The organism is Metallosphaera cuprina Ar-4 (assembly GCF_000204925.1).
Lineage (GTDB): Archaea > Thermoproteota > Thermoprotei_A > Sulfolobales > Sulfolobaceae > Metallosphaera > Metallosphaera cuprina.
On record NC_015435.1, the window covers coordinates 1,330,922 to 1,352,941 of the forward strand.

Annotated in this window: 29 protein-coding genes; 13 read left to right on the forward strand and 16 right to left on the reverse strand. The window is 40.9% G+C overall.

Features of this window, described 5'->3' with window-relative positions; translation table 11 throughout:
* Nucleotides 1-48: 48 nt before the first annotated feature.
* On the reverse strand, nt 49-2,646 hold the full coding sequence (locus MCUP_RS06895; RefSeq protein WP_048057568.1) for a COG1361 S-layer family protein: 2,598 nt from the start codon (nt 2,644-2,646) through the stop codon (nt 49-51).
* A 350-nt stretch (nt 2,647-2,996) separates the two neighbouring features.
* Between MCUP_RS06895 and MCUP_RS06900 the strand changes: the two genes are divergently transcribed.
* Both MCUP_RS06900 and MCUP_RS06905 read left to right on the forward strand, forming a co-directional pair.
* Entirely contained in the window at nt 2,997-4,508 is a 1,512-nt protein-coding gene (locus tag MCUP_RS06900; protein WP_013738073.1) for a dihydropteroate synthase-like protein, read from the forward strand.
* A complete protein-coding gene (locus MCUP_RS06905; protein ID WP_048057569.1) occupies nt 4,474-4,869 on the forward strand; it encodes a hypothetical protein in 396 nt (131 codons plus the stop codon). The genes MCUP_RS06900 and MCUP_RS06905 overlap by 35 nt, the downstream gene beginning before the upstream one ends.
* A 21-nt stretch (nt 4,870-4,890) precedes the next feature.
* On the opposite strand, the gene MCUP_RS06910 is transcribed toward MCUP_RS06905, so the two are convergent.
* Both MCUP_RS06910 and MCUP_RS06915 read right to left on the reverse strand, forming a co-directional pair.
* Complete coding sequence (locus MCUP_RS06910) at nt 4,891-5,307, reverse strand: 6-pyruvoyl trahydropterin synthase family protein (protein ID WP_013738075.1); 417 nt, start codon at nt 5,305-5,307, stop codon at nt 4,891-4,893.
* Entirely contained in the window at nt 5,307-5,789 is a 483-nt protein-coding gene (locus MCUP_RS06915; protein WP_048057570.1) for an NAD(P)/FAD-dependent oxidoreductase, read from the reverse strand. Before MCUP_RS06915 ends, MCUP_RS06910 begins: the two co-directional genes overlap by 1 nt.
* A 32-nt stretch (nt 5,790-5,821) precedes the next feature.
* Between MCUP_RS06915 and MCUP_RS06920 the strand changes: the two genes are divergently transcribed.
* Genes MCUP_RS06920 through MCUP_RS06940 form a run of 6 tightly spaced genes read left to right on the forward strand, consistent with a single transcriptional unit; the run spans nt 5,822 to nt 9,262 of the window.
* Nucleotides 5,822-6,253: a hypothetical protein gene (locus tag MCUP_RS06920; RefSeq protein WP_048057571.1), complete on the forward strand. Its 432-nt coding sequence runs from the start codon at nt 5,822-5,824 to the stop codon at nt 6,251-6,253.
* The gene (locus MCUP_RS06925) at nt 6,250-6,666 is read left to right on the forward strand and encodes a hypothetical protein (protein ID WP_013738078.1); all 417 of its coding nucleotides are present in this window, start codon (nt 6,250-6,252) and stop codon (nt 6,664-6,666) included. The genes MCUP_RS06920 and MCUP_RS06925 overlap by 4 nt, the downstream gene beginning before the upstream one ends.
* On the forward strand, nt 6,650-6,850 hold the full coding sequence (locus tag MCUP_RS10145; protein WP_148230918.1) for a hypothetical protein: 201 nt from the start codon (nt 6,650-6,652) through the stop codon (nt 6,848-6,850). The genes MCUP_RS06925 and MCUP_RS10145 overlap by 17 nt, the downstream gene beginning before the upstream one ends.
* Nucleotides 6,847-7,470, forward strand: coding sequence for a 6-hydroxymethylpterin diphosphokinase MptE-like protein (locus MCUP_RS06930; RefSeq protein ID WP_048057572.1), 624 nt, complete (start codon nt 6,847-6,849; stop codon nt 7,468-7,470). The genes MCUP_RS10145 and MCUP_RS06930 overlap by 4 nt, the downstream gene beginning before the upstream one ends.
* A gap of 37 nt (nt 7,471-7,507) precedes the next feature.
* The gene (locus MCUP_RS06935) at nt 7,508-8,641 is read left to right on the forward strand and encodes an isopropylmalate synthase (RefSeq protein ID WP_013738081.1); all 1,134 of its coding nucleotides are present in this window, start codon (nt 7,508-7,510) and stop codon (nt 8,639-8,641) included.
* A gap of 15 nt (nt 8,642-8,656) precedes the next feature.
* Nucleotides 8,657-9,262: an MBL fold metallo-hydrolase gene (locus MCUP_RS06940; RefSeq protein ID WP_048057573.1), complete on the forward strand. Its 606-nt coding sequence runs from the start codon at nt 8,657-8,659 to the stop codon at nt 9,260-9,262.
* Between the two features lies 1 nt (nt 9,263).
* Here the strand turns inward: MCUP_RS06940 and ccr1 are convergent, their stop codons facing one another.
* Nucleotides 9,264-9,440: an aCcr1 family cell cycle regulator gene (gene ccr1, locus MCUP_RS06945; RefSeq protein WP_013738083.1), complete on the reverse strand. Its 177-nt coding sequence runs from the start codon at nt 9,438-9,440 to the stop codon at nt 9,264-9,266.
* Nucleotides 9,441-9,583: 143 nt separating this feature from the next.
* On the opposite strand from ccr1, the gene MCUP_RS06950 reads away from it, so the two are divergent.
* Nucleotides 9,584-9,874 carry a hypothetical protein gene (locus tag MCUP_RS06950; RefSeq protein ID WP_048057574.1) on the forward strand — a complete coding sequence of 97 codons (291 nt, stop codon included), beginning with the start codon at nt 9,584-9,586 and terminating at the stop codon, nt 9,872-9,874.
* Nucleotides 9,875-10,022: 148 nt separating this feature from the next.
* On the opposite strand, the gene MCUP_RS06955 is transcribed toward MCUP_RS06950, so the two are convergent.
* The 3 genes from MCUP_RS06955 to MCUP_RS06965 are packed head-to-tail and all read right to left on the reverse strand — an operon-like array spanning nt 10,023 to nt 12,193.
* Nucleotides 10,023-10,253: an Lrp/AsnC ligand binding domain-containing protein gene (locus tag MCUP_RS06955; RefSeq protein ID WP_013738085.1), complete on the reverse strand. Its 231-nt coding sequence runs from the start codon at nt 10,251-10,253 to the stop codon at nt 10,023-10,025.
* A gap of 36 nt (nt 10,254-10,289) precedes the next feature.
* Nucleotides 10,290-11,465 (reverse strand): ABC transporter permease, encoded by a 1,176-nt coding sequence (locus tag MCUP_RS06960; protein WP_048057575.1) that lies wholly within the window; start codon nt 11,463-11,465, stop codon nt 10,290-10,292.
* Complete coding sequence (locus MCUP_RS06965) at nt 11,465-12,193, reverse strand: ABC transporter ATP-binding protein (RefSeq protein WP_013738087.1); 729 nt, start codon at nt 12,191-12,193, stop codon at nt 11,465-11,467. The genes MCUP_RS06960 and MCUP_RS06965 overlap by 1 nt, the downstream gene beginning before the upstream one ends.
* A gap of 31 nt (nt 12,194-12,224) precedes the next feature.
* Here MCUP_RS06965 and MCUP_RS06970 point away from each other — a divergent pair, with 31 nt between their 5' ends.
* Nucleotides 12,225-12,908, forward strand: coding sequence for a hypothetical protein (locus tag MCUP_RS06970; RefSeq protein ID WP_048057576.1), 684 nt, complete (start codon nt 12,225-12,227; stop codon nt 12,906-12,908).
* Nucleotides 12,808-13,596, forward strand: coding sequence for a 3-methyl-2-oxobutanoate hydroxymethyltransferase (panB, locus tag MCUP_RS06975; RefSeq protein ID WP_048057577.1), 789 nt, complete (start codon nt 12,808-12,810; stop codon nt 13,594-13,596). The genes MCUP_RS06970 and panB overlap by 101 nt, the downstream gene beginning before the upstream one ends.
* On the opposite strand, the gene MCUP_RS06980 is transcribed toward panB, so the two are convergent.
* Nucleotides 13,575-14,375 (reverse strand): 4-phosphopantoate--beta-alanine ligase, encoded by an 801-nt coding sequence (locus tag MCUP_RS06980; protein ID WP_013738090.1) that lies wholly within the window; start codon nt 14,373-14,375, stop codon nt 13,575-13,577. The two genes, panB and MCUP_RS06980, sit on opposite strands and share 22 nt — an antisense overlap.
* Nucleotides 14,330-15,073: a GHMP family kinase ATP-binding protein gene (locus tag MCUP_RS06985; protein WP_013738091.1), complete on the reverse strand. Its 744-nt coding sequence runs from the start codon at nt 15,071-15,073 to the stop codon at nt 14,330-14,332. The genes MCUP_RS06980 and MCUP_RS06985 overlap by 46 nt, the downstream gene beginning before the upstream one ends.
* 53 nt (nt 15,074-15,126) lie before the next feature.
* On the opposite strand from MCUP_RS06985, the gene MCUP_RS06990 reads away from it, so the two are divergent.
* Both MCUP_RS06990 and MCUP_RS06995 read left to right on the forward strand, forming a co-directional pair.
* Entirely contained in the window at nt 15,127-17,376 is a 2,250-nt protein-coding gene (locus MCUP_RS06990) for a 4Fe-4S dicluster domain-containing protein (protein WP_013738092.1), read from the forward strand.
* A gap of 5 nt (nt 17,377-17,381) precedes the next feature.
* Complete coding sequence (locus tag MCUP_RS06995) at nt 17,382-17,939, forward strand: nucleotidyltransferase family protein (RefSeq protein WP_048057764.1); 558 nt, start codon at nt 17,382-17,384, stop codon at nt 17,937-17,939.
* Here MCUP_RS06995 and cutC read toward each other — a convergent pair.
* The 7 genes from cutC to MCUP_RS07025 form a co-directional block, all read right to left on the reverse strand.
* Nucleotides 17,884-18,396, reverse strand: a complete 513-nt coding sequence (gene cutC / locus MCUP_RS07000) for a glyceraldehyde dehydrogenase subunit gamma (RefSeq protein WP_013738093.1) — start codon at nt 18,394-18,396, stop codon at nt 17,884-17,886. The two genes, MCUP_RS06995 and cutC, sit on opposite strands and share 56 nt — an antisense overlap.
* A gap of 6 nt (nt 18,397-18,402) precedes the next feature.
* The gene (gene cutB, locus MCUP_RS07005; protein ID WP_013738094.1) at nt 18,403-19,239 is read right to left on the reverse strand and encodes a glyceraldehyde dehydrogenase subunit beta; all 837 of its coding nucleotides are present in this window, start codon (nt 19,237-19,239) and stop codon (nt 18,403-18,405) included.
* 40 nt (nt 19,240-19,279) lie between these two features.
* A complete protein-coding gene (locus MCUP_RS09890; RefSeq protein ID WP_083808577.1) occupies nt 19,280-19,417 on the reverse strand; it encodes a YHS domain-containing protein in 138 nt (45 codons plus the stop codon).
* Nucleotides 19,418-19,435: 18 nt separating this feature from the next.
* Entirely contained in the window at nt 19,436-20,161 is a 726-nt protein-coding gene (gene cobA / locus MCUP_RS07010; RefSeq protein ID WP_013738095.1) for a uroporphyrinogen-III C-methyltransferase, read from the reverse strand.
* Between the two features lie 181 nt (nt 20,162-20,342).
* Nucleotides 20,343-20,933, reverse strand: coding sequence for a hypothetical protein (locus tag MCUP_RS07015; RefSeq protein WP_013738096.1), 591 nt, complete (start codon nt 20,931-20,933; stop codon nt 20,343-20,345).
* A 6-nt stretch (nt 20,934-20,939) separates the two neighbouring features.
* Complete coding sequence (locus MCUP_RS07020) at nt 20,940-21,182, reverse strand: hypothetical protein (RefSeq protein WP_013738097.1); 243 nt, start codon at nt 21,180-21,182, stop codon at nt 20,940-20,942.
* Nucleotides 21,183-21,189: 7 nt separating this feature from the next.
* The gene (locus MCUP_RS07025; RefSeq protein ID WP_013738098.1) at nt 21,190-22,011 is read right to left on the reverse strand and encodes a phosphoheptose isomerase family protein; all 822 of its coding nucleotides are present in this window, start codon (nt 22,009-22,011) and stop codon (nt 21,190-21,192) included.
* Nucleotides 22,012-22,020 lie beyond the last annotated feature (9 nt).

Consider the following 22,020-nt stretch of genomic DNA (forward strand, 5'->3'; position numbering starts at 1 on the left):
AGCATGTATAATAAAAAATAGTTTGGAGGTTTATAAAAATCTAATGTGTTACTTCTTCCTTCTGAGTAAAATTATAGCAACAGCAATTATTACAATTATTATTATGATAGCAATGTAGAATAATGGATTTTGTAGTAGAACAGTGGTGAGAGGTGGCGTAACGTTGACTATGAAGTGATCGTTTTGAACAAAAGGCACAAATGACCCGGTTTGATTCCATAATAGTGTTAAAGTTAACGGATAGCTTCCTACTGAGGCTCCTCCACTAACGTCAATTACGTAAGTGACATTTATGATCTGTCCAGGTCCTATATCTCCTAAACTAGATTCAGAGGCAGTTAGAGCTTGGAGTGGGTTAGAAGAGCTCACGTGTGGGTAAATTACGTCCGACGTTCCTAATATCGCTTTCACGTTCTTAGCTGTTACGTTGCCTATATTCTTGATTTCGAGAGTGATAGGTACCTTTGTATCGCCCGGTTGTAATGATGAGTAGATTACGTTGACTATAGTTAGGTTAGCCTTTGGATACACAGTTAATGTATAGGACTTTGTATACGTTCCACCATCGTAGAATACGTTAAATTTGAGATCGTATTGACCTGGATTTACAGAGTCAGGTACGTTAATTAGGTAAGTTATGTTGAGGGGAGTACCAGGAGGTATAGCACCTACAGTGACGTTGGATTGAGAGACTACAGGGAACGGTGATTGAATTGTAATATATGAGTTTTGGGCAGTTGCAGTTCCATAATTTGTTAGGAGTACTCCCACTCTTACATCATAAAATCCAGGGAACACCTGAGGTGGATCAGTGAAAACTGAAATAGTAATCTTTGGAGGATATATTGTGATCGGAACGTATTGTGTTAAATTAACATCGCTATAGTGTATTACTATAGGGATGTAATAAGTTCCAGGCGTGGCATTTTGGTAGACGTTAACTGTGACAGAGCCCTCATTTATCTCTCCAGACGGAATAATTCCAAGCATAAGTGAGTTTTGAGAAAACTGAACAGGGAACTCGTACTGATTGAAATAAAGAGACACGTTGAGTGCATTAACGTCCCCCAGGTTTCTAACTATGAAAGTTAAGGGCAAGTTCTCTTGCCCTGGAGCTGCAGTTAATGGGGTTGAAGTGGATCCCCATACACTTGATATGAAGAAACTTTCGTAACCAACAACAGGTATAGTGATAAACGTGCTAATGCTCTCTCTAGATGAGAAGTACTGGATTTCAGCTGGAACTTGATATACTCCTGTGGTAGCATTAGGGTAGACTGAAGCGTAGGTCGTCACCTCAATCGGTTGGCCAGGTGGCAAATATCCTATGTTTAGGTAGTTCTGCATGAACTTTATCGGATACGTTGAGGTCAATATTATTGAAGCGTTCGAGAGCTGTACGTTTCCCTGATTGTTAACTATGAGCGTTATAGGGACGTTATTATCGCCAGGAGCGACTAATTGCGGAGAAGAAGGAGATCCCCATACAGCCTGTACAGAAGCTCTAGCGTAACCTAGGATAGTTACAGGTACGTAAATAGGTGCGTTCTCATTGAAGTAGTTTATAGATCCCTTTATGTAATAAACTCCAGGGGATGCGTTAGAGTAAACCGAAGCGACTAGAGTGGTTTCCGAATAAAGACCTGAAGGAATTATTCCTAGATATCCGCTCTGTTGTAAGAAGTGAAGAGGATACTCATTTTGAGGGAAAGTAATACTTACGTTGAGTGCATTAACGTCTCCCAGATTGTTTACTATTATAGTAAGAGGTAGTCTTGGCTCTCCAGCTCCTGCTATTATGGGATCACTTGTACTACCCCATATTGAATTTGCAGAGAAATTGAGATAACCTGTGATAGGTATAGAGATTGATGTGGTCAATTTAGATGATGAGAAGTACTGGATTTCAGCTGGAACTTGATATACTCCTGTGGTAGCATTAGGGTAGACTGAAGCGTAGGTCGTCACCTCAATCGGTTGGCCAGGTGGCAAATATCCTATGTTTAGGTAGTTCTGCATGAACTTTATCGGATACGTTGAGGTCAATATTATTGAAGCGTTCGAGAGCTGTACGTTTCCCTGATTGTTAACTATGAGCGTTATAGGGACGTTATTATCGCCAGGAGCGACTAATTGCGGAGAAGAAGGAGATCCCCATACAGCCTGTACAGAAGCTCTAGCGTAACCTAGGATAGCCACAGAAGCGTTAAGAGTTTCATGGAATTTTTGAAAATATGATATAAACCCAGCCACCTTGAGGCTTATGTTGTAAACTCCTTGCTGGGCGGAGCTCTGAATGTTGTAATAATAGACGACGCTTACCGCCTGGCCTGGGTTCCATCTTAATAAGGTAGTGTTTTCTGTATTGTTATAATAACTGATTAATTGGAAAGGAAAGATCGAGAAAGCCGATATGTTTACGTTATAAAAAGTTAAGCTATTGACGTTAATAATAGTGAAATTTATTGGAACGTTAGTCATACCTGGGGCTAAAGGTTCCTCTAGAGGTCTAGCATACATAATAAAGTGAAGTTGCGGGGGCGGAGAAGGTATTCCAAATCCCTGGTCAATCTGTAAACCAGTAAAAAACGGACCAATCAACATCAAGCCTAATATCAATGCAAGATATATTGACCTTAGTTTCATGAATGCTAAAGATATATCTTTAGTATTTAAAGTCATGTCAAGATGAGGAGACCAATTATTACATTTATATTGGAAAAAGATAGAAGAATTGAGATGTTCTAAAATCTGAAAGTAAAAGTCTGAACGTTGATGTTTCCAGTCGTATGATCATGATTTAATTGTTATTTATTAGCTACAAGATAAAAGCTGAATAATCCCTCTAGCGAACTGGCTTAAGTTATCAGGGATATGCAGCTTCGTCAAATCAAAAATATTTGGATTTAAAATATTAATAAATGATTAGTTAAAGGCTCGAAATGTCACTTAATCTCAGTTATATAAACTCATGAAGTGATCCTTACTTAAGAAATATGAGAGTCCTTTTGCTAACAGGTAAGCTGGCTCGGCCAATTCTAGAGGAAGCCATTAAAGGATATGAAGATCAAATTACGATAATATCGTTGGATTATCCTGTAGCCTCCCTAATGAGCATGAGGTATATCCTTGAAAAACTCAAAGCTAGGAAGGATGAGATTTCATCCTACGATTACCTTATCCTTCCAGGTTTAGTGTACGGAGACGCTAAGATCCTGGAGAAAGAACTAGGCGTAAGGACTTATAAGGGAACGGAGAACGCCTGGGATGTAGGGAAAGCTATCGAAGCCTTAAGGAAAGGAATAGAGCTCTCAACTATTTATCCAGCCGATGTGATCCTGAAATCAAACTTCAAAGAAGAAATAGAAGCTACTTTAAGGAAAGCAGAGGAGAAAGCGATATACTCCTTCGACATAGGTCTGAAAGTCCCACTGAGACCTCCACCTTTCAGGATATTTTTAGAGTTAAATCCATCATCTCCTCTAGACAAATGGATTGAAGAGGTGGAGAGAACTAGAAATTTCGTTGACGCTTATGTTGTGGGATTCCCAGTGGGATTTAACGATATTGATGAAGTGAGAAGAAGAGTAAAGGCGATAAAAGATATCGCTCCCGTTATTGGTATAGACAGCGATTCCCCGTATTTATTGAAGGAGGGAATTAAGGGAGGCGCTTCTATAGTATTTAACTTAAATGAGACAAACGTTTATGATCTGGAGGACTTTAGGAAGGATGCGGCGTTCGTTGTTGCCCCTTTTACTACTGAAAACAGAGCCCAAGAGACTTTAGAAATTGTTAAGAAGGCAAAGGTTAGAGGCTATGAGAAATTAATAGCTGATCCAGTGTTGGGTCCTCCTCTGATGGGGTTCACTGATAGTATTATGGAATACTCAAAGCTAAGCCGAACTTTGCGAGACGTACCAATGTTAATGGGATCTCTCAACGTTACAGAACTGTTAGATGCGGATAGTCATGGGATAAACTCTTTACTATCTGTAATTGGAATGGAACTCGGTATTTCGATCTTCCTTACTATGGAGAAAGGTAAAACTAAATGGAGCTCTTGGGAACTGAGGAGAGCTACAAAGATGATGACTGTGGCTCACGAACAGGGAAAAGTCCCTAAAGGTTTGGGTATAGATCTTCTTATCGTTAAGGAGAAAAAAAGGGTCGAGGTTCCTCCCATATCTGGACAAAGGATTAAGGCTGAAAAAATAGAGCCTAAGATGGATTCAGGATACTTTCGTATTTTCCTCGAGAACAGGAAGATAGTCGCATCCTTCTCAGGAAGAACCAACGTTCTAGTTGAGGGAGAGGATGGACTGTCTGTAGGAAGGACCATCTTAAGAGAAATTGGACAGATTTCCCCTGATCACGCATTATATCTAGGTTATGAGTTAGCCAAAGCCGAAATAGCTAGTAGTTTAGATAAGAGTTATATTCAAGATGAACCCTTAGTGAGGAGGATTGGATGTGAGGATAGCAGTTCCAAGGATTACGATTCTTAATGACGGAGAGTATAAGTTAGCAATTGCACACTATCCTCTCGAAACAACTGGTGAATGCGTTAAAAAGTTGTTAGAAACAATGAGACTTTCGTCGTGTAGTTCACCTCTATGCTATCCAAAAATATTTGGCGGTATATTCCTCTTTAATGGGTTTAATCCTATATGGAGGGGTGAGTACGATGGGTTTTTCAAAGTTAGCAGAGAGGGAGCATGTGCAGATGATAGACCTAGATTCATGTCCAAGATTGAAGAAGGAAAGAACACATGCTTAAAAATAGAGGAAGGAATAGTGGAGTTCTTATCTAGCTGTGAATCTTGCACTAGGGTAGATCCAATTGGACTAAGGATGATAGTAGATTAACTTTTAATTATATTATCAGTATCACGGATACTCTACTACGGCATAGGAATCTCTCCCTTCGTAAATTTTTACTGATATCTTAAAATTATTTCCTAATGAATTATATATATGCTTGGCGATCTCTATTCCTATGTATTCAACGGTGGGATAAGGAGCCTCAATGAGTTTGACGTCAACCCTAAAAGGAGAGGCGATATTTATCTTTTCAAAGTCTTTTTTTGGGACTATAAACTTGTGATCCCATAGAGATATGGTTTGATTTACTAAGTTCCTTAACTTGTTGAAGTCTACTACGAATCCGTTGTCTTCGTTAATGTCTCCCTCAACTTCCACGCTTACAGTGTAGGTGTGGCCGTGAAGCTGGTCATCTTTAGGGGAAGACAGCGTATAGTGGGCCGAATCTATAGTAAAACCTTCTATACCTACTTTTATCTTCATTAATCTCTCACCATGTTCTTATTAAAGTGTTCCCATAACGCCTCAATTAAATATCTGATTTCGTCACATATAGATCTTATATCAGGATCTTTGATAATCCTATCTATCTGGCCGTTCACGTTTACCAGAAAATTAAAGGGCCCTTCTGCAATCACTCTATTATCGAAGGTCACCTTTTCCCCAAGCGACGTGTTACCCCCATACTCCACTAATCTGTAAATAGCGTAGGTTAAGGAATCTATGTTTACTCCTTGCCCTGTTATTCTTTCCTTTACCTCCCTTCTTAGCACTGAAACCTGTTCTTTTATTAAGCTCACTAGGCTATCTATAACCTCCAGCCTAGATCTGAAAGTTTCGTCACTCAGGAGGGATCTAAACTCAGTTCCCTCAAGGCATTCAGAGTTGCAAGGAGCTTCCACCTCTATTATATCAATTTTCATGGATGGTCTTTGAGACAAATACCTTGACGCCCAATAATCCATAACTTTATTTCAGTTTCTTTAAGACTTTAAACATGACCATTTGGGAGCTGATATCTGACCTATCTGAGTCGATTCTTTATCACTATCGTGAGAAGTTAAGGGGTCTGATTTTTCTAGAAGGAAATCCTAACCTAATGTTGGTCATACTTGAGGAAGTTGATACTATCTCTTTCTTAGCTAGGGGACAGATATTTAATTATTTCTATAAGTCCTTAAGGAAGACAGAGAAGGGCAAAAAGTGGGTCTTGGAGAAACGTTCTGACCCATCTATCAGGGGGATTATCATAAGCCCTAAAGAACTAGAGTTCAATCTCCCTATCGTTGTTATCATTTCTTCACTAGGACACGTTCTTTATGACCCAGATAACATCTTTATTCAATCTAATAAAAAAATTGTAAATTATATGGGGAAAAAATTAATTGATCTGAAGAACGTTAAGAGAGGAGAGGTGGTTGATATTTGAACAATAGTGCCCTAGCATCAGAGTACCTTTTAAGGGCAACGAGGACCTTGAAGGAATCAACCGAAGCGTTCAATGACGGCGATTTGTACTTTACGGTGGTGAGGTGTAAGGAGACATTGGATAACATTGCATCAACTTTGCTTTCTCTTTATGCCGTGATCCCAGAGTCAGGTTCCTCAGTAGACGTGTTAGGTTATCTAATAGAGAGTAGAGAGTTGGACAGAACCACGAAGGCTGTAATATCAGAGATTCAAGACTTGTGGAGGGAGATTTTCCCTCTAACTCTGTTACACGAATCACCGACTAAGGCTCCTTCGGTTCCAGCAAGACAGGGAGAGGTCGATTTATTGTTGAAGAGAGTAACGTCCGTCTTTGACAAGGTGAGGGAGATCTTTGATGGATTCCACAATTGACCTTAACGACATTACGTGCTCAAGCGATCCATTAGAGGCCATAGAGTTTCTCAAAGGGAGAGACGTCGTGTTTACAATATCTAAAGATAGTCCATTTTTTATTTTTATTAAAAATAAATATACTATTAATATTATTTCAAGAAAAGGTGACACAATATACTTTACGATAAGGTCAGATGGCTGAGCTTCTATAACTGGGTTAGAAGGGAGTTTGGATACTCTATAAGAGGGGATTACGTTTCCGCATTGTTGTTGAACATGAAATTGAAAGTCGATTTGGAAAAAGATCTAATGGATATGTTGGATGGAGCTAACGTGGCCGTAGTGGGAGCGGGACCCTCTATCGTAAAGGTTAAGGAATTGAACGAGGACGTAATAATTGCTGCAGACGGTGCTACCAACTACCTCGTGGAAAACTTTATTGTACCAGACGTTGTGGTTACAGATCTAGATGGAATCACCAGCTATCCGCGTTCGCTTTACGTAGTCCACGCTCATGGAGATAACATTCAGCATCATTGGAAAACTGACCTAATGGGAAGATTTATCGTTACGGCGCAAGTGAGCCCCTTCGGCGGAGTGAAGTTGTATGGAGGTTTCACTGATGGGGATCGAGCTTACCTGATCGCAAAAATTTTCAACGCCAGAAAGATAAAGTTATACGGCATGGATTTCGACTCAGATTATATAGGTAGATATTCTAAGCCGCACTATAAGGCAGACGTTCCTATGACTTATGTGAAGAGAAAAAAACTCAACTTAGCCAAAGAGATTATACATACCCTAAATAGGAAAGATTTATAAAAATAGGGAGTTTTTTATTAATGTGGTAGAGGGATGAGTGTTCTCCACTAGGAAAGTTAGGATATTTGATACAACTTTACGGGATGGGGAGCAAGCCCCTGGTATAGATCTCACTATAGAACAGAAGGTGAAGATAGCGAGACAACTTCAGAGATTAGGAGTTGATGCGATTGAGGCAGGTTTCCCTGCATCTTCAGAAGGAGAGTTCATTGCAACAAAGAAAATCTTAGAGGAGGTTGGGGATAGCGTAGAAGTAACGGGGTTAGCTAGGGCAAACAATGGAGATATAGACAGGGGAATAGAGGCGGGACTAGCTAGTGTACACGTGTTCATAGCCTCTTCAGACGTTCACTTAAAATATAAGCTAAAGATGACAAGAGATCAAGTTTTAGATAGGATTTACGAATCTATTAGGTATGCAAAATCTCACGGGCTTATAGTAGAGTACAGTCCAGAGGACGCAACTAGAACAAACGAAGAGTTCTTACTCCAAGTAGTAAAAACGGCAGTTGAGGCCGGGGCGGACAGAATAAATATACCCGATACGGTAGGAGTTATGCATCCCTTCAGGTTCCAACAGCTAATTAGTAAAATCACCTCGGTCTCCTCTGGTAGAATCATTAGTGTACATTGCCACAACGACTTTGGATTGGCTACGGCCAACTCCATCGCCGGCGTTCTTGGCGGAGCAAGACAAGTGCATGTAACAGTGAACGGGATAGGAGAGAGGGCCGGAAACGCCTCATTGGAGGAGGTTGTGATGGCACTCAAGAAGCTCCTGGATTTTGATGTAGGAGTTAAACCTTGGCTGCTCTATGACACTAGCAGGCTTGTGTCAGAACTAACTGGTGTTCCTGTGCCCTTCTTTAAGGCAGTAGTTGGTGATAACGCTTTTGGACATGAGGCCGGTATACACGTTCACGGTGTTATAGAGAATCCGTTAACCTATGAACCGATGTCACCTGAAGAGGTCGGAAACTTCAGACGATTAGCTCTAGGTAAGCACAGCGGAATCCACGGGTTGAGGAAGATCTTAGAGGAACAGGGAATATATCTGGATGACGAGAAACTTAAGATAGTGTTAAGCGAGGTAAAAAGGATAGCAGATACAGGTCGGAAAGTCAGTGCGGAAGACGCTAGGAGGATAGCCTCTAGATTTTTGAGTTCTTAACTGTCTATTTAGCCAATGATAAAACTATTCGGTCATTCCATGGTTTCAATAGACGATATAATAGTTATAGACCCTCATGACGGTGGAAGTATAGGGCTCTCTAAGCCGAGCTTGACTAAGGCCAACATCGTGCTTATAACTCACGATCACTTTGACCATAACGCGTATCAAATCATTGAAAGTGAGGATGTGAAGATAGGATACTTAGGTGAATTTCGCATTTCTAAGTACAAGGTTAGGTCCTTTAGGGCCAATCACGACCAACAAGGGGGTAAAGCGAGGGGGAAAACTAGCATATACGAAGTTAACAAAGAAGGCGTGTCTTTCGTTCACATGGGAGATATAGGGGAGATACCTAGCAAAATCTTAAAAGAGATTTCACCTGACGTTCTAGCCCTCCCAATAGGAGGTACAATAACAATAGACTGGTCTCAAGCTATTGAGGTAATCAAGGAATTATCCCCTTCAATAGTAATTCCCCTTCACTACTGGATTAAAGGACATTTAATGCCTTTAGATCCTCCAAACGAATTCCTTAAGAACATCAACTACAAGCAATTCATTACCAGAGAAGTAGATGAAACAAGAATGGAAAAAGGAATATACTTATTTCAAATTTAGCTTACAATTTTATTCTCTCAACTCTTGCTACTGGTACCGTTTCCTTGCTCATCTCATCTTTAACCATCTTCTCAATAGCTTTCCTGATAGCTTCGCTTCTATTCAAACCGTACCTTATTGCGTATCTATCTAACAGTTCCAATAGATCTTCCTCCGCTTTAAATGTGATTACTCTCATTTGAGACCTAATAGTTATATTAGATCGCTATGGTTTAAGTATTTTCTGTAGCGATACTACCATCTTCCTAAATAAAGAGGAAGATCTAATTAGGAAGATTAATATAATAGTAGCCCCTATATTTTATATGAGAGGAAAGTACAGTGCCAACTATTCACCTTTCTATCCCGGAATGGATGTATGAGGAACTGAAAAGGAAAGCTGAAGACATGGGCATTCAAATAACTGACCTGGTTAAGTTCTACGTGAAGAACGGGATAGAAAACAGGGGCGAAGATTCTTCAAGGAATGAAAATACAGAGAAATTGGAAGAGTCGATAGCGTATCTTGAGGCTAGGTTGGCTCAACTGGATCTATTAGTAATGGAGATGGCAAAAAAGCTTAAAGTGCTTGAGGAAACAGATGATGAGCAGATGGAGATAGATCAAGCATAAATATTCTTAACTAAATTTTATTAATGGGCCTATGGGATTTGTGATCCTGGGTTCCAGGGTAGGATGAACATAGGTGGGTCCCCTTTCAATCATGTTAATGATGTGGCAGAGACGTCCTGACGTTAGATGAAGAGGGATAAAAAACTGATTACATTGATATTAGAGTCACGGTTCTAATTATATTCGGATTTCTTCTGATCTGAGAAATAGTCCTGTTAACATCGTCTAGGGATTTACCTTCAATTTCTATTACAACGTCGTACTCACCATACACAGGCGTACCGTCTTTTACACCTTCAATTTTTTTCAAATCATTTACAACATCTAGTTCTTTTCCAATTGAGGTTATTAATAAAACATATGCTTTTAGGTTTCCCATACATTAAAGATATAGTTTTCAATTAAAAACTTTTCATCACTTAAGAAGGAGTCTCTCAGGATTTAAAATCTTTGAAGAGATAAAAATTAGAACAAGCGAAGCCGTAAAGGTTCCAACGTAGAGCGTCAGCATCATGTTTGTGATACCAAATACACCATCAAGTAGTCCAGCAATTATCTGAACGTATGGTATCAAAAGGATGAACGAAAGTCCTCCCAATGACGCAAAGTTTAGAATCAAGGCAGAGAAGGACGCCAGCATTCCAAATCCAGTTATTAAGAAGTTTATAATCTGAACGTTTCTCTGAGACCCTCCTATTAAGATAAGTAAGATCAGCGAGATTGAAGCTGTTAATAAGACCATCAGTAGGTACGCTATCATAACAGAAAGGGCGAAAGAGACGGTAAGATTGGTGCTCCCACCCACGATTATAGGTGAGAATATCGAGAAGATCGCAAGCCCTATCAGATCTCCTAAAGAAGAGATGGCCCCTAATGATATTGAAATAAGTAATTTAGCTAGAATAAAATTATAGGGAGAGATGGGGGATGCAAGTAAGGACTCTAATGTTTTCCTTTCCTTCTCTCCTAAAATACCATCGGTGAGGAAAAATATCACTGGCGTTGAGGCTGGGAATAGTATTAACGAGATCACTCTAGCTAGTTGCCCCAACCTGTCTACACTTCCCGAAGTGGGCTGTTTGCTAGGCTTTATGTATCCGAGTTGGATCTGCAAAGGATCTCTCACCACTGAGGGGTTGACGCTCACACCTGATCTGTTTTCCAACGTTTCGATCCTGTGTAACGATGTGTTATACAGGATCGAGTACAACCCGTTATTTACAAGCTCCTGGGCCGTACTTTGGGACGAGATAAGAACTATCTCCCTTACGTAAGCTACCTCATTTATGCTAGTAATATTTTTTGCAAAATCGGGAGGAAATATAACCTCAACGTCGGGAACTATGGAGAAGTTGTTTACATAAACTATACCTCCATGAGTCTGAACGTAGTCTCTCAGTGCGTTCACGTAAGGGAGATTATAACTCTCATTGTTTACTATACCTACAACTGGAGGTTGGGATATGAATGAGGCGTATATGACAACTCCTATCAGAGGAAGGAGAAAAAGAGGGACTAGGATCGAAGCTAACAAGATCTTCTTGTCCCTCTTTAAATCCAGCCATTCCTTCCTAAGTAAATCCGACAACACTATCTCTCACCTATGAGCTTTATGAAGGACTCCTCAAGGTTTTTGGTCTTAGTTTCCTCAACTATCTCTCGAGGTTTGCCTATCTTTACTCCGGTCCCTGCGTTAATTAAAAGGACCTTATCGCACATGTACTCTACCTCCAGTAAGTTATGAGAGGACAAAATAATGGTATGACCGGTCATATTTCTAATGATTTCCCTTACTTTTACGGACGACTCAACGTCCAGAGCGGATGTCGGCTCGTCAAGGATAGCCACCTTGGGTTCTACCATTAGGGTCCTGGCTAATATCAATCTTCTCTTCATTCCTCGACTGTACTCACCAGCTCTGTCGTATATCCTATCTCCTAACCCTGCTATCTTTATACCGCGCTCTAGAAATTCACCTTCGAGTCGCTTATCTCCTCCAGAATATATTCTAGCATAGAATTCTAAATTCTCTAGTCCAGTTAACCTATCGTAAGGGAACGCGTCTTCGGGCATGTAAGAGATAAAACCCTTCCTTTTAGCAACTTCAGGAGGTAACCCAAACAATTTAACAATACCCTGATAGGTCTCAATAATCCCACTTAAGACTCTGAGAGTCGTAGTTTTACCAGCTCCGTTGGGTCCTATTATTCCGAATATCTCTCCTTCGTTAACCTGAAAGGACAAATCTCGTAATATCTTCTTCCTGTTAACTTCTTTGGTAAGCGATGTAACACTAACCGCGTATTGGTCATTGATCATACTCTAATCTAGAGGAGATTAACTAATAATAATGTTTTCAGAAGAACGGTCATTGATAGCGACTCTAAAAGATAGATTAACAGAAGCTTTGCTGAAGTACGAGAAGGCCTCCATAATATTAAGGGTAGCCCTTTCTGTAACTGAGGATAGAGGAAGGAGCGAGGTAGGCGATTTTGACTACAAGTCTTTAGTCTCTAAGCTGATGGAACTAGGCTACGACATAGAGCCTAAAATGATATTAAGGGCACTAGAGAGAGACTATGGAATTATCCAGACCTCCTATAAGACAAGTAACCAGCACTGGTGGAGGTTCATTGACGAGGATGCAGTGAGGGAAGCTTTACAACAGGATGAGGAAGACCCTGAAATAGTTTTAATCAAGACTCAAGCTTTAAGTCTTGACCTAGTGGGGTTAGAGAAGAAGTTGGGTATCCTTCTCCAGAGGGGGCTCAAAACGGATCTGGATAGGATAACGTTTAGAAAGATTGCGTTTGAGGAACTGCCTCTTCTCCTAGACGTTTACAGGAGGTCTACACAATACGAGGAGACGAGGGAAATTTCACAACGTATTAAGAAAATATTAACGCTGGCTTCTAAGGTAGTAAAGAATAGCAATGCAAAAGGTAACTATCCGAGACTTCCTGAAAAAGAAGGGAAAGGAGAAAATAACGATGTTGACAGTTTACGATTACTCCATGGCGAGGATATTAGCTAACACGGAGCTTGATGGACTTCTGGTGGGAGATTCGTTAGGTATGAACATGTTAGGTTTCCCCTCCACTCTTCAAGTTACAATGAAACATATGATACATCACACTAGAGCAGTAGTTAGGGCATTTCCAAGGCAACTCATTGTGGTTGATATGCCCTTCTTGAGCTACGAGACATCAAACGAATCGGCTATAAGAAACGCAGGTACTTTAGCTCAAGAGGGGGCCGATGCGGTTAAGCTCGAGGGAGGAGTTGAGGTCTACGAAAGGGTAAGTAAGATCGTTAAATCTGGAATACCAGTTATGGGTCACATAGGGCTGACACCTCAGAGGTTCCTGACTCTTGGAGGTTATAGAACAGTTAAGGACGAGCAGAAGCTACTTGCAGACGCGAGAGCCTTGGAGGAGGCGGGCGCGTTTTCAATAGTCATAGAGAATGTGTACTCCGAGATTGCTAGGAAAATAACGGAAGAGGTTTCAGTACCAACTATTTGTATAGGGGCAGGCCCACACTGTGATGGACAGGTACTCGTGATTCATGACTTGCTAGGTATGGGGGATGTAGAACCATACTTCGCTAAAAAATATTTAGATCTTAAGGCCGAGATCTCTAACGCGGTAAAGAAGTATGTTGAAGATGTAAAATCAGGGCAGTTTCCTGGAAGGGAGAACTACAAATCAAGAGAGAGTTGATCTAATCTGCGTGAGATATATTTCATTGCTTCCCTTAATGTGTCTTTATTGTCATAGTTTTGAACTATTTCCATTATCTCCTCTTCTCTCATTTTCTTAACGTTTATCACTTCGTTCTTTAGCGCCGGTATAGCTCTAATTATATTATCCGTGATTGTGACCGTCGCTTTCATTGACGTTCTAGATAGCGGATTAAGGTCAATGGCTATCACTTTCTTCCCCATTTTGGTTAGCGCCTCTGTCCTATCCCCATCTTCCAGAGCTACTAAAACTACGTCCGCACTAAATATACCTTCCTTGCTTACTCGCCTTCTCTCGCTAAATAACTCCTGGATCGTCTCTGATGCGTTTTCTCCTACACCTAATACCTCTTGTGCTCCTGCCTCCCTTAGGACCTTAGCTATCGCTCTCTCCCTTTTCTCGTCTCTATAAAATAAGTTCACTTCAAGCTTAGCTGGTATAGCTTTAGACAATTCTACAACTTCTCTCGGTACTAACGCAGCCACATTTCCGTTCACTGAGATTACGGGGTTCCTAGCCTTAACTAAAAGGAGTGCGGCGTATCTAATTGCTTTCTTTGCAAAGTCACGCGTCTGTTCGCCTATGAGATAATCGAAACATTCTCCTCTACCTTGAGCTATCAAACCTTGTGGAACTACCACGTCTTCCTCCATCGCTTCAACCAGTCTCTCCCTAACTAATATTGAGTCTCTCCTAGGATGGTTCTCAGGGACTATTCCACGTAAGCTCCTCTTTTCGCGATCCTGTGCCTTATCCATGATTCGGATTCAGGTTCCCCAAATTTAAGTATTAACCCCTTCTTTCTGAACGAATTAGGGTACTTGCTTTCAAATCCTAAAAGCTCTGTGAATCTTTTAGATACACTAAAAAATCTTTCTAAGGTAGGATTTTGCAAAAAATCTTGGATCAACTCGAACGATACATCAAGCGGTTTCAATATAGTTGTAGTAGGTAAGGACTCAATAGGCAAAGAATAAATATTGTCGCTATCTATAGGGAACGATCTTACCACTCCGTAAGGAGGGAATCCAGGTTTCTCCCTATACACAATATTTTTCCCAAAGTATTGAGACACTATGTCACCTAAGCCGTTCTTTGCTATTATCTCGCTCTTATGAGCCTCCAAGACCGCTAAATAAGGATCGATTCCTTTTATCTCTGAGGCACCCAAAGCGTAAGCTAGACTTATCGACGCGCTTAATCCATATCCATATCCAAGAGGAACTCCTGTCTCAATCTCCACTTTAACCTTTCCTAATTTTCTAGATAAGTATTCTACGTTGTCTAGCCTAACTTTTTCCCCATTTATGAGGATCCCTTCACCATTCCCAACTTTAGCGTATGAGAATGGTTCTAGTAATACGGTAATCCCTATTGAGCCCGATTGAGCTAAGTCTTCGGCTAAGTACGGATACCAAACGCCGGAAACACTCAAAGGTATTAGAACGTCAACCATTTAGGGTCTTAAGAGTAGTATATTTAAATACTATAAATCCTAGTTGTCCTCGAATGCTATTAGACGCTTCGATCTTCAGTAGGGCTTTAGCTATCATGGGACCGGGCAATATAAAGAAACAGTTAATCCAAGAGGAGACTGAGGTAATACTAGGAAAGGGGACCTCTATGTCAGGCACGATTATCCAATATTTGAAACCCAGGCCCGTTTCGGCCCCATCTCGTTTTGGGGATGGAAGCGTATATAAGATAGTTGAAAGTAACGGTCCCTTCGCTAAACTTCTCGTGCCTTCTGGTGTTACCTTTAAAGACCTTATCGACAAGACGAGCGAAGAAGGCCTTTTTCCAGCTCTGTTCCCTTTATATCTGCTTGGAACTGTAGGAGGCTTTACAGCGACCAACGGTTCAGGTTTCGGGAGCTACAAGTTCGGTTTCGTAAATTTTAAGAAAAAGGTTTACGAGTTTGAAGATAAGTTAAACGTAAACCTTCTCGCTGTAAATTATTCTGAATTAATTGAAACTAAAGAGGAGTCTAAGTTCGCGTGGGCGGGGATTATAAGGGATGGAGCAGCGTCTTATTACGTTCCTTCCATATACTCCTCTTTAGTAAATAAAAAGGAAAGCACAATAGACACAAGGGAACTGATTAAGGACGTATCTACCTCTATTGAGAAGTCGATAAAAAGGGATGAGATACCGATATGCTTAAGATCAGAAGAGTTTGTGGAAGTGCCAAAAATCAATTTTATTTTAGGATATATAATAAATTATAACTCACCGTCCAGGATGATAGTTAGATGCGGCAGTGTGCCTAAAGAAGCTCTGGACGATACGTTCGACTTCCTGAAAAAGAACCCTAAAGTTCTACCTTTCCCCAATCTGCAGAGTTACTCTGAGGTACACAAGTTAATTCTACAAAAATTTGAAAACAAGGTGAAGGTGCCAAAGTACGCTAATTCAATTAAAGTAGAGTATGAGGAGTCGTTGAAGTGTGTAAATTGTGGGAAGTGCCTAGATTCTTGTCTAGCTTATAACTTAACTCGTGACTTCGCACGTTCTCCACCTGGTAAATTCAGCAGGCTAGTCACAGAAGAAACTGCATTTGAGCCCTGCTTTGGGTGTATGAATTGCCAGGAAGCTTGTCCAGTAGGAGTTCAGATTTCGTCAATAACAGAGGCATTACCTCGCATAAACGAGAATAGGAAAGTGAGACAGATTGATACTCCTTCCATTCCCTCAAGGTTAAAGGAGATGGAGAAGGCCATCGATAGTAAATACAGAAACAGACCTCCTGTTATGCTCTTTGTGGGATGTGCCTCAAAGTACGATGTTCAAGGAGTTGAAGGTTTTCTTCAATTCCTCACAGATGAAGGAGAAAAACTTTCATCGTCCCCCAGAGTTAAGATCATAGATGGTACCTGCTGCGGTTACGACAAATACATTTCAGGAAATCTGGAGGACGCTAAATCAGACGTCATGAAAATTAAGGAACTAAAGGATAAGTTAGGCCTACAAGCAGTATATTTCCTCTGCCCTGAGGGGTTATACGTATACAATAAACTTAGCGGAGAAAAGGGGGTGTTAGCCTTTGAATTTCTCAAAGATAAGATAAAGGGACCAGTGCATGTGGGTTGTTGGGCTAGAAAACTAGGGTTCTCTGGAGACGACACCGAATGTGCAGGTTCATATATGACCTCTTATTACGGCTGGTTAGTTCAGATGAAGACGAAGCAAGCTCTCACTCTCTGTCCTTTCTCCACGTGGAAGTTTAACACTGTATCAGTTTACGCTTCCTTTGTTAAAAAGGAGGCTAGTAAGCTAACGCCTATGAACGTCGAGGTTAATGAGGAGATGATTGTAAACATGATTAAAGACGCTTTGAAGGACGCCATATATTTGTCAGTTGATGACATTGCGGAGAGAGTGAACTCATGGAGTTTAGGAGGAAAATCCTACTTTGTACTACTTTCAATACCTGTGGTTAGGAAACGGTTTTTGAATCTATTGACTCAGAAATTGGCTACTAATAAGGAAATAAAGAGTTATTTTACAAATATAGCAACAAACCAACTAAACTTGCAGGAAAAGGCTAACAGATGGAGTGAGATAGTTAACAGCATGAATTTCGATCAGCTTACTGACGAGCTTATAAAGAGAGTAGAGGCTTCAGAGAAGTTAGAATACGAATCAAGGAGCATCGTAGGGAGGTCTGAATTCAGGGCCGCTTTACTAAACGATGTTTTGAAAAAGGTTGTCATTCCTCCGATCATCAGAGACGTGATAGATGAAATTGTTTACATGTGAAACCTATGATAGGAGTAATAGTCTTAGCTGCGGGTGAGGGATCTAGATTCGGAAAAAATAAGTTATTGGCTGACCTAAAGGGAAAGCCAGTCCTGAAGTGGGTATTGGAGTCTTTACCTAATCAAAGGGTAATTGTGGCGGGGAGATACGCTAAAGAAATAATCCAATCTTTTCCGGATGAGGTAATTGTGTACAATCCCTGGTGGAGAGATGGTATTTCGTCGTCCTTAAAACTCGGATTAAAGTTTTTTACCAACACTGAAGGAATTTTAGTGGCCCTGGGCGATATGCCACTAATTACAAAGGAAACTGTGAGGAGAATTATAAATGGTTTCTCTCAAGAATGCCAAGCGGTAGTTCCTGTACACGATGGGCAGTGGGGGAACCCAGTATTAATATCAAATAAACTTTATTCTAAAATAAGAGATATAAAGGGAGATGTGGGAGCTAAAGTTATATTGAAACAAACCGAAGGAGTATGTTTTGTGGAGTGCGGAAATGAAATACTTATTGACGTTGATACAGAGGCTGATTTAGTCGAAGTTTCTCGGCTGCTGCCTTGATAGCTTCGACTATATTTTGATATCCAGTACATCTACATAGGTTACCAGATATCCCTTCTCTGATCTCCTCCTCAGTTGGATTAGGGTTCTCCTTTAGGAGCCATACGCTTTGCATTATCATTCCTGGTGTACAGTAACCACATTGTAACGCGTGCTTGTCCCAGAAGGCCTCTTGCACTGGGTGAAGTTGCCCATTTTGAGCTAAGCCCTCAACTGTTTGAATCTCAGTATTATTTGCCTCTACAGCAAGTAAAGTGCACGACTTTACACTCTTCCCGTTAAGTAGGATAGTGCATGCGCCACAGTTCGATGTATCACACCCTATGTGTACTCCCGTGAAACCTAACTCTCTGAGGACGTGCACAAGTAACCTTCTAGGTTCCACCTCAGTTTCTATTTGTTTTCCGTTTACTTTGAAGCTTATTTTCACTTTTTGGTCTTTTTCATATATTTTCATAACTTTTCACCTCTTGTACGCATCAAGAAGGGCCCTCTTCGTCATGACTTTAGTCATTTTCTTTTTATATTCAGAGCTTCCTCTTATGTCTGAAGTTGGATTAGCGTATTCCATAGCTTTGGTAGACGCTTCCTCCAATAGCTTGTCATCTAATGATCTATCAAGAAGCATCTTCTCAGCCTCATAGGCTCTTACAGCCTTGTTGTTTACAGCAGTGAGTCCTATCCTCACGTCCTTTATCACTCCAGATTCCTTCCTCATCAACACTGCTACCCCTACTATGGCGAAGTCTCCTGCCCTTCTCTCCAATTTCTTATACGAATATGTGTAACCTGAGAAGTCTGGGACGATGATCTCCTTGACTAAATCACCTGGATTGAGATCAGGTGAGAACATATCCTTTGCGAAGTCCTTGAAAGGTTCTTCTCTCTCCCCCTTCACGCCCTTTATTTTCACAGTGGCGTCCATGGCTATTAGAGAGGCTGGATAGTCAGCTGAGGGATCTAGGTGTGATATAACACCTCCTATCGTACCCATGTTTCTAACTTGGGGATCTGCCACAGTTGAGGCGGCCTCACTCAGGAGAGGCAAGTTAGATTTTAAGATCTCATAATGAGTTGTTAAGGCTCCTATTCTGATCCTTTTTTGCTCGTTAACAAGATAGTGCAACTCATTTAATCCTTTCAATTCTACAAGATAAGAAGGTCTCAATATCCTCAATTTTAACATTGGAATCAAACTATGCCCACCTGCTAAGGCCTTAGCGTCCTCGTGCTCGCTCAGAAATTCGTTAACCTCGTCTATACTATCTGGTATAACATATCCAAACTTAGGCGGATACATAACCTTACTTAAATGACGTCATATAAATATTTTTCATAATTCACGGTTTGATGTATTTTTCTGGTCGTTTCTTGAACTCAGCCATACACATAGGACTACAGAAGTAGTACGTCTTACCCTTGTATACATAGGTGTAATTTGAAGTCTTAATCTCCTCATTACATACAGGGTCCTTCATGATTACGTCCTTATCACACTATTGGTATTTCCATAATTTATTTCTTAACTTTACCACCTCTCCAATGACGATTATTGTAGGTGGAGAGACTCCGTGTTCTTTCACGCACGAGTCCATATTACCAATGACACACTCGATAACTCTTTGAAACGGGGTAGTTCCTCTCTCAATCAGCGCAACGGGTTCATTGATATCCCTCACTTGAAGGAGGACCTTCTTGATCTCATCAATTTTTGATACACCCATCATTATGATCAAGGTTCCCTTCTTCGGAATGTAATTTACGTCAATACTTGAACCATCAGCTTTTGATCCGGTGAGAACGGTAAACCCTGAAGAGAACCATCTAGAGGTAATTGGAATTCCAGCATAACTAGGGACGGCTATAGCGCTCGTAACTCCTGGAACTACTTCGCATTCCACACCCCTCTCAAGCAAAAACGAACACTCCTCTTCACCTCTACCGAAAACGTAAGGATCTCCTCCTTTTAATCTCACAACAAGTTTACCTTCAAGCGCCCTCTTAAGCAGCATCTCATTTATTGAATGCTGAGTTAACGCTTCACCCAAGTTCTTACCTGCGTATATGAGTTCGGCATCTTTCCTGGCGAACTTCAGTAGCTCCTCTGAGACCAGCCTATCGTACACCACTACGTCGCATGTGCTTAGTAACTGCAAACCTTTCACTGTGATCAGCCCTGGATCTCCAGGACCGGCTCCAACGAGGACAACCCTTCCTTTCATTCCTCAGAAATTAGATAAGCTAGCCTAATAAAGTATAATACGATAAAGAAAATATTGAGTGATTGAAACCTGGAGAGATGAGTTTAAACTACCTAAAGGGAACAGTGGTCTAACTTAGAGCGACTCGACGTCTCTTTCTAAGTTCTGAACTTTACGTCAGTTAGGCTACAATTGTAAAGCGTTAAATAGCGTTAATTCTCTTTACTATGTAGACTCCGAATAATATACCCTCAAGTAATTTTATACCGTAGACAAGGATGATGACGTCGTTAAGTAGGACTGTCTGAGAAATGTAGAACAGCATAGAATCTATGTATAGAAGTAAAATGAAGAAAAGGTCTGCTCCGAAGCCCAGTGAATACAAAATGAACTTCTCCATGAATCTGAGAGAGGGTATAACGTATCCTATAACGAATCCGCCAATGACTTGAAAAAGGAATGCCACAACGAAAAAGAACTGATCCCTCAAGGAAATAGCGAAGACTTGAGGAGTAAACCAAGGGATCAGAAGTGCAATGCCTAGAGTTATCAACAACCAAGCTCTTTTCCTCAGTAGTAGTGAAGTTACGGGTACCTTTTCGTTATCCTGATCCTCTATGTATCTATCCTGAGGAGTGGAGCTGTGAATTACGTACCAGCCTAAGAGAGCCCCCGAAATGATAGGTCCTTGATAAGATATCAGGCGAAGTAGAGGATCTCCTAGTATGTACACGAGAGCGGACACGAACAACAGGGAAATCCCTATGTATTTTCCTAGGTTAAGATAATTCATCTAGTATCACGGTAAACTAATTGTGAATACCACCTTCCCGTCCTCGATTTTCTTCTCGATCAACTTAACACCCTGTTCGCTCATAGCCGCTACCCACATTTCAACTTGATCCACTTGAACTCCTGGAGTTGCAACGACTTTAATGTTCCTATTCCCTCCTTTCTCCAGCCAGGTCTTCATGAGAGTCACTGCAGGCGAGTTCGCTCCACAACCTCCTGATTGCTTAGTTAAATCAACCTCCTCTGACATTGCTGTTCTAATATATCAACTTGGAGCTGATCCTTAATACCTTTTCGTTTTCTAAAAAGTAGATCTTGTCCCAATTTCTCTCTTTCATCTCCTGAATTAAAGATAAAATCATAGTCTCTGCATTACAGAGAGAGGTCTTACATTCGGTGAGGATAAACTTCTCACGATCCTCATTACTCAAGTCCAGTTCCCTAGGATCTCCAGACGAGAAAACGATTACGTTTCTCCCTCCTGAGGAGAAAATTGGAGAGTGAAGGAACTGCTCCAGCCTCTCAGCGTTAGCCTGCTCTCCAAAGACCTCAGCCATCTTTAGCCATGCGAAGTACGCAATTCCAAAGTTCTCCGATTTCCCTACAAAGAAAGGATTTCTTCCAAGTTTGATCGGCTTAGAAATTTCCTCTGGTTCTGTGTATCCACCCAACGCGTAGAGGACCTTCAACGTAGCTACAAATGATAGGGTGCCAGGAAGTCTCTGATTATGTACGTAAGGGATCTCAATTATTTCGTTAGCTAGAGATGAGATGATAGAACTGGGGTTCGCTGTAACTAGGAGGATATTTGACCTTCTGTAAAACGCCTTCATCAGGTGCTGGTAGACCTTAGGCTTTCCAGAAACTGAGACAACAATCAGGTTATCTGGAGGTTCCCAATCTAACAGTTCATAAGGATCTACACATCTAAATTTACCTCTGCTCTTGCCTTCTAGGGTTAAACAGGCCGCATACGAGTCCCCTGCTCCAGTAACAACTCCGTGATCAAGTACAATCTTTATTTTTGGTCTGATCTTGTGTATTTCTCTAGCCTCTTTTTCCAACAGTTCTATGGCCATAACATACTA

Bases quoted from the DNA above. Each gene is read 5' to 3' on its own strand.
- MCUP_RS06895 (WP_048057568.1), bottom strand. From the start codon at position 2,646: ATGAAACTAAGGTCAATATATCTTGCATTGATATTAGGCTTGATGTTG.
- MCUP_RS06900 (WP_013738073.1), top strand. From the start codon at position 2,997: ATGAGAGTCCTTTTGCTAACAGGTAAGCTGGCTCGGCCAATTCTAGAG.
- MCUP_RS06910 (WP_013738075.1), bottom strand. From the start codon at position 5,307: ATGAAGATAAAAGTAGGTATAGAAGGTTTTACTATAGATTCGGCCCAC.
- MCUP_RS06915 (WP_048057570.1), bottom strand. From the start codon at position 5,789: ATGGATTATTGGGCGTCAAGGTATTTGTCTCAAAGACCATCCATGAAA.
- MCUP_RS06920 (WP_048057571.1), top strand. From the start codon at position 5,822: ATGACCATTTGGGAGCTGATATCTGACCTATCTGAGTCGATTCTTTAT.
- MCUP_RS10145 (WP_148230918.1), top strand. From the start codon at position 6,650: ATGGATTCCACAATTGACCTTAACGACATTACGTGCTCAAGCGATCCA.
- MCUP_RS06940 (WP_048057573.1), top strand. From the start codon at position 8,657: ATGATAAAACTATTCGGTCATTCCATGGTTTCAATAGACGATATAATA.
- ccr1 (WP_013738083.1), bottom strand. From the start codon at position 9,440: ATGAGAGTAATCACATTTAAAGCGGAGGAAGATCTATTGGAACTGTTA.
- MCUP_RS06955 (WP_013738085.1), bottom strand. From the start codon at position 10,253: ATGGGAAACCTAAAAGCATATGTTTTATTAATAACCTCAATTGGAAAA.
- MCUP_RS06965 (WP_013738087.1), bottom strand. From the start codon at position 12,193: ATGATCAATGACCAATACGCGGTTAGTGTTACATCGCTTACCAAAGAA.
- MCUP_RS06970 (WP_048057576.1), top strand. From the start codon at position 12,225: ATGTTTTCAGAAGAACGGTCATTGATAGCGACTCTAAAAGATAGATTA.
- panB (WP_048057577.1), top strand. From the start codon at position 12,808: ATGCAAAAGGTAACTATCCGAGACTTCCTGAAAAAGAAGGGAAAGGAG.
- MCUP_RS06980 (WP_013738090.1), bottom strand. From the start codon at position 14,375: ATGGATAAGGCACAGGATCGCGAAAAGAGGAGCTTACGTGGAATAGTC.
- MCUP_RS06985 (WP_013738091.1), bottom strand. From the start codon at position 15,073: ATGGTTGACGTTCTAATACCTTTGAGTGTTTCCGGCGTTTGGTATCCG.
- MCUP_RS06990 (WP_013738092.1), top strand. From the start codon at position 15,127: ATGCTATTAGACGCTTCGATCTTCAGTAGGGCTTTAGCTATCATGGGA.
- MCUP_RS06995 (WP_048057764.1), top strand. From the start codon at position 17,382: ATGATAGGAGTAATAGTCTTAGCTGCGGGTGAGGGATCTAGATTCGGA.
- cutC (WP_013738093.1), bottom strand. From the start codon at position 18,396: ATGAAAATATATGAAAAAGACCAAAAAGTGAAAATAAGCTTCAAAGTA.
- cutB (WP_013738094.1), bottom strand. From the start codon at position 19,239: ATGTATCCGCCTAAGTTTGGATATGTTATACCAGATAGTATAGACGAG.
- MCUP_RS09890 (WP_083808577.1), bottom strand. From the start codon at position 19,417: ATGAAGGACCCTGTATGTAATGAGGAGATTAAGACTTCAAATTACACC.
- cobA (WP_013738095.1), bottom strand. From the start codon at position 20,161: ATGAAAGGAAGGGTTGTCCTCGTTGGAGCCGGTCCTGGAGATCCAGGG.
- MCUP_RS07015 (WP_013738096.1), bottom strand. From the start codon at position 20,933: ATGAATTATCTTAACCTAGGAAAATACATAGGGATTTCCCTGTTGTTC.
- MCUP_RS07020 (WP_013738097.1), bottom strand. From the start codon at position 21,182: ATGTCAGAGGAGGTTGATTTAACTAAGCAATCAGGAGGTTGTGGAGCG.
- MCUP_RS07025 (WP_013738098.1), bottom strand. From the start codon at position 22,011: ATGGCCATAGAACTGTTGGAAAAAGAGGCTAGAGAAATACACAAGATC.